The following is a 12408-nucleotide window of genomic DNA, read 5'->3' as shown; positions in this document are numbered from 1 at the left end:
AATAGCGATTGATCTCTTAGCGCGTTCTTCTACAATAGCGCCCAACAAAGCCGGGAGGAATTATGACAGAGATGACGGGCACGGTGAGTTTGACTTTACAGCAACAGGTAGCAAGCTGGCTGGAAAAAAACTGGGTGCAGCGCACCTTATTAAGTTTAATTCTGCTTAACGCCGTTATTCTGGGGTTAGAGACAGTACCGACTGTGATGGCGCAGGCCGGCGGGCCTTTGATGCTGTTGGATAAATGGATCCTGGCGGTATTTGTGCTGGAGATTGCACTGCGTATCTTTGCCTATCGCGGCGCCTTTTTTAAAGATGCCTGGAGCCTGTTCGACTTCACCGTGGTTGCGATAGCGCTGGTACCGGCCAGCGGGCCTTTTGCAGTGCTGCGCGCGCTACGGGTACTGCGGGTATTGCGGGTACTGACCTTTGTACCCTCGATGAAAAAAATCGTTGGCGCACTGGTGCAGTCGTTAAACGGTATGTTGTCGATTGCCATGGTACTGGGGCTGGTGTATTACGTGGCCGCGGTAATGGCAACCAAGCTGTTTGGCGAAGCCTTCCCGGAATGGTTTGGTAATATTGGCCGCACCCTGTATACGCTGTTCCAGATCATGACGCTGGAGAGCTGGTCGATGGGCATTTCACGGCCGGTAATGGAGCAATTCCCCTATGCCTGGGCGTTTTTTGTGCCCTTTATCCTGATTGCCACCTTTACCATGTTAAACCTGTTTATTGCGGTGATCGTGAACGCCGTGCAAAGCATGCATGACGAGGAGCATAAAGAAGAAATTGATGCCAAACAGCAGTTGCAACATGACCTAGTCAGCCAGATGCAACAACTGCAGGCCGAGCTGGCAGCGCTGCGGGCGCAGCTGCCGCCAAATAACAAGGTTGATTAAGGCTGGTTTAAAAAGCTATCCAGCTCGCGGCCGGTTAGCTTGCTGATACTGCTGAAAATAAACCAGATGGCAAAAAACAGCACCAGCATACTGGGCAGGACAATCACCGGGTAACTTAGCCAGGTCATTCTGCCCAGCTCTTCATTAAAGGCGGTGGTGCCCGGCGGACTGACCAGGATCACCTTGGCCAGAATATAATTCAGCGCCGATGACAGGAAAAACGAAGCGGCGACCAGATAGCCGGCCTGCGCCAGTTTGCGCTCAAATAATACCGTGTTTTGCCGCTCTGCCAGTGCCTGATACAGCTTGTCGGTGTCGAGGATCTCGCCGTTCAGGATAAACTTTTGCACCAGCGGGTAGGGCGTATACTGGCTGATTAACACCGCCAGACCAATGGCGCCGGGAATGGCCGCCTCTTTAATCGCAATATAGCTGGCGTCCAGTTGCAACAGCGCGATACCGCCGGTCAGCAGCACACTGATCACCCCCAGCACCGAGAAAAAATTCACCTTGCCGGCCTGTTTCAGATCCCAGAGGCCATACAACACCGGAAACGCCAGCGCGACCACTAAACCCCATACCGGCCCCAGATGCTGCTCGCCGGAGAATTTACTTAAGATAATCGCCGGAATGGCCACGTTAATCAGCAGATTGGGTAGCAGGCCGCCGCCTTTTTTCGCGGGCTTGGCCGCAGAGGAATTTTGCATCACAACAACTCCGAAACAGATTACTGCCGCCAGTATAACCTTAAAAGCTGCGCCGATGCAGCAAGGTCAGGGCCAGACAGCAAGGCAGCTAACTAAAGATCGCGGCCAGTTGCTCCCGGTAACGGCGAGATAGCGGCAGGACGCTACCACACTTTAGTACCAGGCTGGCGTCGCCTTTTTCACCGGGTCTGAGTTCGGTTATTTCCTGCTTGCGCACCAGATAACGGCGGTGTACCCGGGCAAATAACGCCGGATCCAGTTTTTGTTGTAGCGAAGCCATACTCTCGCGCAGTAAATACATTTTAGGCTGGGAGTACACGGCAATTTCAACATAGTTACCGGCACTTTGGATCCAGCGAATATCTGTAACCTCAACCAAACGTAGCCGGCCCGGATCACGGATAGTCAGGCGCTCAGCATAGCGTGGCGTTGCCTCGTTGCCGTTTTGTGAAAGACTACCAATTATTCTATGGCAGGCTTTGAGCAGCGCCTGCTGGAAGCGCCCGGCGTTAAAGGGTTTTAGCAAAAAATCAACAGCGCTCAGCTCAAAGGCTTGTACTGCGTAATCGGCAGAGGCGCTACACAGGATCACCGCCGACTGATGCCGCAATTGCTGCAATACCGTCAGGCCGTCCAGCAGTGGCAGCTCCACATCCAGAATAATGATATCCGGCTGATGTAACTGTGCCAGTTTCAGGGCATCGGCACCATTATCCGCTTCGGCACTAATCACAAATTGCGCTTGTTGCTCCAGTAAATGACGGATCCCGGCCCGGGCCAGAGGTTCATCATCCACGATTAAACAGCTTAGTTTCATACTCGGTTCGCTTTAGGGTCGGCATGGCCGGCAGCTTGCCGGTGCTGACCGTATTAACAATGCATTAAGTGTAATAAAGATACATTCTTGAATGTATCAGTTTTGTCCCGAAAATATGTTAGCTGGTAGCATTGTTACTTTTTTGTATAAGCCCGCGCTGATGTAAGGCGTGGCGCAGCTTGCGCGGGATCTTGTCCCGCTTTTAGTCCCGCTTATCCCGGCGCTCTCCATCCCGGTGTCTTTTCGCTGGACCCTCAACACTGTGGCCATTAGCTTCGCGCGGGCTACAAGCGGTGTAACACCATTAAAAATGTCTAATAACAACCTGGTCAGCTAACTGGCCGGGGTCCAGAGGGAGCGTTATGCAAAAATCCATAATAAATACAGCTGTGCGCCTGGCGATGCTGGCTGCGCCAGTGGCCATTGCCGGCTTTAGTACTGTCGCCGTGGCACAGGAAGAAACCGCCCTGGTGGAGCGGATTGAAGTCACAGGTTCAAGAATTAAACGTATTGGTGAGCTGGCGCCGACACCAATTACCGTTATTACCGGAGACTCACTGGTTTCGGCTGGCGTGGTGAACGTGGGGGACTTACTGCACAAGTTGCCGAATACCCTGGTTGGTTTATCGCCGGAAACTTCAAATAATACTGTCTTTGCCAGCGGTTTAAACAATACTGACCTGCGCGGCCTGGGCTCCAGCCGTACCCTGGTGCTGGTAAATGGTCGCCGTTTTGTCTCGGGCGCACCGGGCAGCTCAGCAGTAGATTTAAACAATATTCCTACGGCCGTGGTCGAGCGGGTTGAAATCACCACCGGTGGTGCTTCTGCGGTCTATGGTTCTGATGCGATTGCCGGGGTAGTGAACATCATTACCAAAAAATCCTATGACGGCATTACGTTGGACGTATCGACCACCCAACCAACGCAAAGCGGGGGTGAGGAAGAATACGCCTCTATTACCTTTGGTTCAGAGTCGGGCCGGGCATCCTTTATTACCAACCTGAGCTGGGCACGGCAAAAGCAAATCAGCTATATGGATCGGGATTATCTGCGTGATGCACCAATCGTGATCCGCAACCCGCGGGTAGGGGCGGTCGATTTTGATGCCCGCAACGAACCCAATGCGGTGTTCGAAGGCTTGTTAGGCCGCCAGGTACTGGCCGCCTATGATAAAACCGGTACCTTTGTGGTGGGCGGTAAGCGTTATAACTTTACCGATAGCGGCGAGTTAAAAGAAATGGCGCTGGGTCAGCCATTACCACCTAACCCGAATGGCCGGGTCGACTACCTCGGCGGTGAAGGTTATGTATTTGCCGAGAACCAGTTTTTACGTACGCCGCTGGATCGGATCAACCTGTTCAGCAGCATGAAGTACGATATTAACGATAATCATGCCTTTACTGCGGAATTTACCTACTCAAAAACCGATGCCTACGGCGAAAGCTCACCGGCGTTCCTGAGCTTTGGCGTACTGGGTGATAATGCGCTGTTACCGCAGGCGGCTCGTGATCTGATCCGTAGCACGGCCAATAGCAACTTCCCGGATGGCCGGGTATCGATGGGCTATCTGGCCTCTGATTTCGGCAACCGTCGCTACAGCCAGGACAGAACGCTGGCGCGGATCGCGCTGGGACTGGAAGGCTTTGTTGGCGACTATTCCTATGATGTTTATGCCACTTCAGGCCATGTGCAGGCCGATACCGAGTGGTATGGTGAGATGTTTGAGCAGCGTTTCTACGATGCGGTTGATGCCATCGAACTGGACGGCCAGATTGTTTGTCGCAGCGCAGCGGCCCGTGCTAATGGCTGTCTGCCGTTAGATATCTTTGGTCGCGGCATTTATAACCAGGATGCCTACAACTGGGTGAGCACCGACGCGCTGCGCCGCTCGTCTATTCAGCAGCATGTGGTTGGAGCCTCTGTAAGTGGTGAGCTGTTTGAAGTGCCTGCCGGTGGTGTGGCCGGTGCCTTAACAGCCGAATACCGTAAAGAAAAGGCCGATACCCTGCCGGATCCGGCAATGCGTGATGGCTTATTATTTAACAACCAGTCGGCGCCGTTAGCCGGTGATTTTGATGTGAAAGAAATGGCCGCCGAGCTGTCAGTACCGCTGCTGGCTGATCTGCCGTTTGCTGATATGCTGACGTTAGAAACTGCCTTCCGCTGGATGGACTACTCCACTTCCGGTACCGATAATGCCTGGAAAATCGGCCTCAACTGGGCGGTAAACGATGAACTGCGGGTGCGGGTGAACCGTTCTAAGTCAGTTCGGGCGCCTAATATCGGTGAACTGTATAACCCGCCGGGTCAAACCTTCCGCTCGATCACCGACTGGTGTGCATCCAGCCGCGCTAATGCGCTGCCAGAGAAGTACGCGGATAATATCCGGGCGAACTGTGCGGCCCAGGGCATTCCGACTAGCTTTGAACCTTCAGCAGAATGGTTTAGTTCTACCCGTCCGGGCTTTATCGTTGGTAACACTGAGCTGAAAAACGAAGTGGCAAAAGATATTACCGTGGGCTTTGTGTATACCCCGGCCTTTATCGACAATTTCAGCCTGACCGTTGATTACTGGAAGTTTGATATCAGCGATATGATCAACAGCTTTACCGGTACCTCGCTGGTGACACTGTGTTACCAGGCCGACTCGCTGGACAACCCGTATTGCCCGCTGATTGAGCGTGATCCGCAAACTTTTGAGATCGTTAACTACTTCGAGAAGCCAGTTAACTCTGCAGTTAGCCGGACTTCAGGTTTTGATATCGAGGCGAACTACCGTCTGGCTACCGCCGTCGGTGATTTTGGTTTCCGTTTAATCAGTACCTATCTGCAGGAGCGGATGTACAATTCTACCGGCCGGCCGGATGATCAGGTAATTAATACCGGTGAGGTATTAAGACCGAAATGGAAACATCGCTGGACCACCGACTATACCTATGCTGACTTCTCGGCTGCGCTGACCATGACGCACCGTTCAGCCACAGTACTGTCGAATACCTGGTCGCCAAACGTCAACAACTACAACGATGTACCTTCGTACACCACCTTTGATTTAACGACCCGTTACAATGTCAGCCCTAAGCTGCAGCTGCGTACCGGTATGTTGAATATGTTTGACCGCAACCCACCGCGTCAACCAGGTGTTTATGACGATGGTGCTGCCTTTGAAGTTATTGGCCGCCGTATTACCGCGGGTCTGAAGTACGACTTCTAAGCGTTAACAAAGCCCTTTTTTGGCCAAAACCGGCGCCTTCCTCCCTGGGGGCGCTGGTTTTTTTATGCCTGAAAAACGCGGGCTAAATGTTGCTGCGCCTGAAACACATCATAGTTGAGTACCAAAGCAGAACGCGTTAGGGTGTATTTTATCAATAAGTAGTGGAGCACGGTTATGGATCAATATGCGGCTCTCAGAGCCAATGTCGGGTTACTGGGTACCGAGCTGGGTGAAACGCTGCGTCAGCATCTGGGTGATGCAGTGTTACAACGGGTGGAGCAAATCCGTCAGCTGTCTAAGGCAGCGCGGCAAGGTGATAATCAGCAGGCGGAACAGCTACGGCAGGTGCTGACGGCACTGTCGGATGATGAGTTACTGCCGGTGGCCCGCGCCTTTGCGCAGTTTCTGAATCTGGCTAATCTGGCCGAACAGCAATTTAGTATCAGCGCCGCCGGGCGTAGCAGTATTGAAAAGCCGGAACCCTTAACCGAACTGTTTCAACGCTTACAACAGCAGGCCATCGCCAAAGCCGATATCCGCCAGGCGCTGCATGATTTGTCGATTGAGCTGGTGTTAACCGCGCACCCGACCGAGGTAGCGCGTCGCACCCTGATCCACAAGCTTACCGAAATTGCCGGCTGTCTGGCCGCGCTGGAACAGCCGCAAACGCCGTGGCAGCGCCAGCAAACCGAGCTCAGGCTCACCGAACTGATTAGCCAGGCCTGGCATACCAATGAAATCCGCGAACAGCGGCCAACGCCGGTAGATGAAGCAAAATCCGGTTTTGCTGTAATTGAAAGCTCACTCTGGCAGGCGGTGCCGGATTTTTTGCGCGAGCTGGATACCGATTTACAACGCGCACTGGGCGAAGGTTTACCGCTGGACGCAGCGCCGGTGCGCTTTTCGTCCTGGATGGGTGGCGACCGTGACGGTAATCCTTTCGTTACTGCCAAGGTAACCCGTCAGGTGCTATTACTAAGCCGCTGGAAGGCGGCAGATTTATTTATTAAAGATTTAGACTTGCTGTCGACCGAACTGTCGATGAACCAGGCCTCGGCAGAGCTGCAAGCCGCCAGTGAACAGGCATCCGAGCCATATCGCGCCGTGTTAAATAAGTTACGCCAGCAACTGATTTATACCCGCGACTGGTTAACCGAAGCCTTAAAACATGACCGGCTGCAGCGCCCGGCCGATCTGATTTGGCATAATCAGCAGCTGCTAGAGCCCTTGCTGCTGTGCTATCAGTCACTGCAGCAAAGCGGCATGACCCGCATTGCCCAGGGCCGGCTCACTGACACGCTGCGCCGCGGCTATGCCTTTGGTTTAACGCTGCTAAAACTGGATATCCGCCAGGATGCCGGCCGCCATGCTCAGGTGTTTTCAGAATTAACGCGTTATCTGGGGCTGGGCGATTATGCTGCCTGGAGCGAAGCCGACCGTCAGGCCTTTTTACTGCGCGAACTGCCAAACAAAAGACCGCTGTTCCCGAAGCAATGGCAGCCATCGGCTGAAGTACAGGAAGTACTGGATACCTGCGATATCGTAGCGCGCCATGGCAGTGAAGCCTTAAGTACCTATGTGATTTCGATGGCTGGTAAGCCGTCAGATGTGCTGGCGGTGCAACTATTGTTAAAAGAAGCCGGTATCAGTTTCCCAATGCCGGTAGCGCCCTTGTTTGAAACCCTGAGTGATTTGCAAAACGCACCGGACTGTATGCAGCAGCTGCTTAGCATCGACTGGTACCGTGGCTATATTAATGGCCGCCAGGAAGTGATGATTGGTTACTCTGACTCAGCCAAAGATGCCGGCGTGCTGGCCGCGGCCTGGGCGCAATATAGCGCGCAGGAAGCCTTGGTTCAGTTGAGCCGTGATTATGGTGTGAAACTGACTTTATTCCATGGCCGCGGCGGTACCATTGGCCGTGGTGGTGGCCCGGCGCATGCGGCGATCTTATCGCAGCCGCCGGGTTCGTTAGTCGGCGGTTTGCGGGTGACCGAGCAGGGCGAGATGATCCGTTTTAAATTCGGCTTGCCACAATTAGCGGTGCGCAGCCTGGCGCTGTATGCCAGTGCGGTACTGGAAGGGCTGTTATTGCCGCCGCCGGTACCCAAAGCCAGCTGGCGCCAGCTTATGAGCACGCTGGCCAGCGACTCCTGCGACGCCTATCGTGCGGTCGTGCGGCATAATCCGGAATTTGTGCCTTATTTCCGTGCCGCCACGCCGGAGCAGGAGCTGGGTAAATTGCCACTGGGCAGCCGGCCGGCAAAACGTAACCCGACCGGTGGTGTCGAGAGTTTAAGGGCTATCCCCTGGATTTTCGCCTGGTCGCAAAACCGTTTAATGCTGCCCGCCTGGCTCGGTGCCGGCAGTGCACTGGCCAAAGCGGTCGACGCTGGCCACAGCGCGCTGTTGGATGAAATGCAGCAGCAGTGGCCGTTTTTTGCTACCCGGCTGTCGATGCTGGAAATGGTATTCTTAAAAGCCGATGCTGAGATAGCGGCCTACTATGACAAGGTGCTGGTGCCGGCCGCCCTGCAACCGTTGGGCGAACAACTGCGGCAGCAACTGGCAGCCGATCGCCAGCTATTACTGCAGTTAATTCACAGCGATACGCTGATGGCAAAAGAAAGCTGGATCCGCGAGTCGATTATGCTGCGCAATACCTATGTCGATCCATTGCATATCCTGCAGGTGGAGCTGTTAAAGCGCGCTCGCCAGGCACCGGATGATTTAACCGCACAAAGCAACCGCGCGCTGATGGTCACCATTGCCGGTATCGCTGCCGGCATGCGGAACTCTGGCTAATAGTCTCATAAAGCCGGGCTTCAAAGCGTTGCTCGAAACGGCAAAACTGGCAGCGGGAGCCCGGTCAACCCGCCATAGCTCGGATAGCGTCTCAGACTCTAATTTCGGCGGGTTGTTGTGTTTAACTACCGCTGCTATGGGTTTTTAGCCAGGCAATGGTTAAAACTAAAAGGTCTTGCGCTTGTTCTAAGCATTCTTTTACTGCAGCGTCTTCGACTAAATCACCGGAGTAATCTGTCACGTTGCGTTGCTTACGCAGGGCATCAAGCACAATCATGCGGTCTGTCTCTATACCAATAGTTTTCACCAGGGATTGGATCAACGTTTGATGGTGGCCTGGCTTGCTGGTTAAGGTGCGAAAGCCAGATGCCTGCAGTGCTGCATTGGCCAATTGCATAATGGCTTTGTAGCCGGTATCAAAGCGGGTTTCATTGCTAAGTCCTTCCAGTTGGGCATCTCTAATATTGCGTTGTGCCGCCTCAACCAGACGTTGAATCGCGTACTGATCTGGCTCAATACGCTCCAGCAGTTTCCCTATCAGATTGTCTAATGTCATTCATATCTCCATATAGTATTAGCATGGGGCTGGCCAAAAGCTGCCTGACAAAACCGGATTGTGCAGCAACGGCTGTGTGCCATTCCTCAGGTGAGTAGAGTTTAGGATTAATTTCACGGCCTAGCTGCTGCTGCGCCGGATACAGGTTTTTAATTGCGTCTGCATACGTAACATCACCTACCAGCAACACGTCGACATCACTTCCGGTATGGGCTTTACCGCTGGCAACGGAGCCATACACGGCTGCGAAGCTCAGCTTCGAACACAAAGGCTGTAGCGCCACTTGCAACACCTCAGTCAAGCCGCTGGTTTTGCGCATAATGCTGGCCAGCTCTTCAAAAACAATACAGTCATTATTGGCCTGATAATAGGTTTGGTTGCCTTGCTGGGTCTTTCGCAAAATACCGGCCTCAGCCAGCTTTGCCAGTTCTTTGTGCAAGGTGCCTGCTTGAGTACCAGTTAAACGAGCGATTTCCCGAACGTGATAGCCTTGCTCTGGGTGCAAAAGCAGCAAGCCCAGCACCTGACGGCGATATTCTTTAAACAACAAAGAGGCAAGGGTAGACATAGCACCACCAAATGAAGTCAATTAAGCTACAATCGTAGCTTTTTTTGCTTCATTTATCAATGCGCAATCTTTAGTGAGCTACGAACAGCACTTGCTTGCGGGCAGATCTTTTTGCCTGCTCACGTAAATGCCAAAAGGTAAGAGATCTGAGAGTTTTAACGCGTACCAAGCACTCAGGGTGCTCGAAAACCCATTCTAAAACCGGCATACTCGCCACACAGTAGGCCGGTTTTGTTATTTGAGGTAAGCCATGGGGTTTTATATGCTGCTGGCGCTGGTGTCGGCAGTAGCGATGGCCAGTAGCGGGGTGATTGCCAGACTAAGTGGCCTGGCCGCCGCTGAGCTGACATTTTATCGTTTGGCGGTGGGCGCACTCTGCCTATTGCTGTTATTACTGGCCAGCGGCCGGCTGGCGCTACTAAAAACCAAACCCGACTGGCGCATTGCGCTAAATGGCGTACTGCTGCCAGCTTTATGCTGTGCTTTCTTAGTGCCATTCAGTATATCAGCCTGGCCAATGCGATAATGCTGGTGTATCTGGCACCGCCGCTATCAGCCGTCGTCGCGCACTGGCTGCTGCAGGAAAAGCTGGATTTACCCGATACCGGCCTGATTGCCTTATCTTTTTTAGGTTTTGCCATGCTACAGCAGTTCCAGTTTCAACTGGTGCTGGATGCCGCACAGTTGCCCGGCTTACTGTTTGGCCTGTTATCACTGCTGGCCTACAGTGGCTTTTTGCTGTTAAACCGCCGGCCGCAGCCTGGCCACTCGCAGTTACAACGTACCTTTTATCAGCTACTGATTGGCGCCTGCTGCGTATTGCCATTTTTAGGCGGTATGGCGCCGCCAACCAGTGACAGCCTGCTCTGGATTGCGTTGGCCGGTATTTTCCCCGGCTTTCTGGCGATCTACTGCGCCATTGTCGCCTTACAGCATTTACCGACCCGGGTGTACGCTACCCTGGCTTATCTGGAGCCGGTAACCGTTATTCTGGCCGGTTGGTTGCTGTTTGCCGAGCAGTTAAGTCTGTTGCAGGGCGCCGGCGTGCTGCTTATTATGCTAACCGGACTGATGCTGGCACTGCGGCATAAGCCGGCTAAAGTGGTGGCGCAGGCACTAACAAAAGTCGGGCAGCAATTAGCGCCGCTGGCAGCAAATACTGAGCCCACGCAAGCTGCCAAGCATCCCAATCCTGAACAAACCTAAAGCTCCCACCAAACAGCCTGAGACACTGCCCGACTCCTGCGGCCCGACTCCGGTATGCATGCGTACCGGAGTCGTCAACTGCGATAGTGGGCAAAACACCTTTGGTCAGATACTCAATTAATACTTCAGCGAAAAAAACGCCCTGTACCTGAATCTAAACCGCTCCCCCTAATAGCACCCAATCCCGACTCCGGTATGCTCGCCGTACCGGAGTCGCAATCTGCGATAGTGGGTTAAAGACCATTGATGTGATACTGAAGTAATGGCTTGGCGAAGAAAGAGGGGATCGCGCCTGAAGTGGAAAGAGCCAAATTTCAGTTTGTTGGGCGAATTAATCTGCCCGTAAAGCAAAGGTAGGCTGTACCTATAAGCTGTTGTATGTTTTAAAAAAGCAATGTAGTGTTTCTACATTAAGTTTACAAATACGGAGCAGTCCGTATTTAAATACGGATCTTTCAGTCGAATAAGCGTTGTGTCAGTAAGGAACCATAGTGCGTAAATATTCAACTTGCCCGGAGTGCGGACACTCCAATTTATACGCTAGCAAAGATATTTCGTCTGGTGGGGGCTATGCACCTAATTATCTTCCGGACTTGGGCTCCTTTTTTTCGAGTGCCAAGTTCACCGTAGTTGTGTGCAGAGACTGCGGACTAACGCGGTTCTTTGCTAGCCACAAGGCGCTTGATGCTCTCCCAGGCTCGAAGGAATGGAGTAGGCTATGATGATTAGCTATCAAGACGCTACAAGTTGAGCTAACAATTCGCCGCGGTTGGCGGCTGTGGCGTAGGACATTTACATTGTTCGTGCCGCTGTGCTCGGGCGATACACACCAAGAAGGATCTAACCAATGAAAAAATTTCTAATTTTGAACACGCTGGTACTTTTTTTACTATCTTTTTCAGTATCTAGTTATGCAAGTGACGAACGAGTTATTTATAACAAGCATCAAAGCTATACCGCGGTGATTGAGGACGTAATTGATATCACAGATAACGGTTTCAGAAGTCTAAATTACATCCTGACATGGAATGATAATAAAATTATCGTTCCAGCGAATAACTTACTAGTGCAAAAGAAAAAAGGTGAGATGCTTAAATTTCTAGTGATGTGGCACGAGCTAAAAACAGAAGAGGGTTCTGTAAAAAATCTTGGTTTTACTGCCCTTGAATAAGCCGTCATGCACAAAAATTTTATCGCCTGTAAAAGCGCTGGTCGCGACGGCAAAAGCCGCGCGGCTGTCACCTATGTGCTGTGAGTTAGCGAGCTGAGTATTTAACGGCGGCTTGATATATAAGGGAGTTAGAAATGATCAGGATGTTATTGTGTCTAACAGTATGCATAAATGTTTGTGCGATTTACTACTTTCGAAACTATTCGAGTTCAAGAGAGAAAGCTGCATTCTATAGTGGTATTACAGGGTTGGTTTGCTTACCTTTAGCTGGAATGGCGTTTTTACTTAGTGCTAAAAACATTCAGGGCGTCCATGGTAATTTAGGTGGATATTCTTTTGTTATTATTATTTTGTTTTTTGCAACCTGCACCTCAGTTTACTCACTAAATAACTGTGCCAAATAGTAGATCACTCAGGTAAGGGAACTCAATGCGGTTTGCGCGATCAGATCAGTCGCCAAA

General features: G+C 52.1%; 10 protein-coding genes. 6 read left to right on the top strand and 4 right to left on the bottom strand.

All coding sequences use genetic code 11. The annotated features are described in order from the left end of the window. Window positions 1-62: 62 nt before the first annotated feature. Window positions 63-902 (top strand): ion transporter, encoded by an 840-nt coding sequence (locus AEST_RS13795; protein WP_238534608.1) that lies wholly within the window; start codon window positions 63-65, stop codon window positions 900-902. Here AEST_RS13795 and AEST_RS13790 read toward each other — a convergent pair. Further along, window positions 899-1609, bottom strand: coding sequence for a VC0807 family protein (locus AEST_RS13790; protein WP_008609766.1), 711 nt, complete (start codon window positions 1607-1609; stop codon window positions 899-901). The genes AEST_RS13795 and AEST_RS13790 overlap by 4 nt on opposite strands. A gap of 88 nt (window positions 1610-1697) precedes the next feature. Next, window positions 1698-2426: a LytR/AlgR family response regulator transcription factor gene (locus AEST_RS13785; protein WP_008609765.1), complete on the bottom strand. Its 729-nt coding sequence runs from the start codon at window positions 2424-2426 to the stop codon at window positions 1698-1700. A gap of 362 nt (window positions 2427-2788) precedes the next feature. Between AEST_RS13785 and AEST_RS13780 the strand changes: the two genes are divergently transcribed. Together AEST_RS13780 and ppc are read left to right on the top strand one after the other, a co-directional pair. Beyond that, on the top strand, window positions 2789-5641 hold the full coding sequence (locus tag AEST_RS13780; protein ID WP_008609764.1) for a TonB-dependent receptor plug domain-containing protein: 2853 nt from the start codon (window positions 2789-2791) through the stop codon (window positions 5639-5641). A gap of 174 nt (window positions 5642-5815) precedes the next feature. Beyond that, window positions 5816-8446, top strand: coding sequence for a phosphoenolpyruvate carboxylase (gene ppc / locus AEST_RS13775; protein WP_008609763.1), 2631 nt, complete (start codon window positions 5816-5818; stop codon window positions 8444-8446). A gap of 121 nt (window positions 8447-8567) precedes the next feature. Here ppc and AEST_RS13770 read toward each other — a convergent pair whose 3' ends face one another. Beyond that, a complete protein-coding gene (locus AEST_RS13770; RefSeq protein WP_008609762.1) occupies window positions 8568-9002 on the bottom strand; it encodes a hypothetical protein in 435 nt (144 codons plus the stop codon). Next, entirely contained in the window at window positions 8959-9591 is a 633-nt protein-coding gene (locus AEST_RS13765; protein WP_202948023.1) for a nucleotidyltransferase domain-containing protein, read from the bottom strand. The genes AEST_RS13770 and AEST_RS13765 overlap by 44 nt, the downstream gene beginning before the upstream one ends. 327 nt (window positions 9592-9918) lie before the next feature. Between AEST_RS13765 and AEST_RS13760 the strand changes: the two genes are divergently transcribed. The 3 genes from AEST_RS13760 (at window position 9919) to AEST_RS13755 (ending at window position 11947) form a co-directional block, all read left to right on the top strand. Next, the gene (locus AEST_RS13760) at window positions 9919-10776 is read left to right on the top strand and encodes a DMT family transporter (RefSeq protein WP_338009706.1); all 858 of its coding nucleotides are present in this window, start codon (window positions 9919-9921) and stop codon (window positions 10774-10776) included. Window positions 10777-11267: 491 nt separating this feature from the next. After that, a complete protein-coding gene (locus AEST_RS17600) occupies window positions 11268-11498 on the top strand; it encodes a zinc ribbon domain-containing protein (protein ID WP_169313980.1) in 231 nt (76 codons plus the stop codon). Between the two features lie 125 nt (window positions 11499-11623). After that, window positions 11624-11947, top strand: coding sequence for a hypothetical protein (locus tag AEST_RS13755; protein ID WP_008609758.1), 324 nt, complete (start codon window positions 11624-11626; stop codon window positions 11945-11947). The last annotated feature ends 461 nt before the right edge of the window (window positions 11948-12408 follow it).

It is taken from the genome of Alishewanella aestuarii B11 (assembly GCF_000280055.1).
Classification (GTDB): Bacteria; Pseudomonadota; Gammaproteobacteria; order Enterobacterales; family Alteromonadaceae; genus Alishewanella; species Alishewanella aestuarii.
Note: the sequence above shows the minus strand (reverse complement) of the source record. Positions and strands in the feature narration are given on the sequence as shown.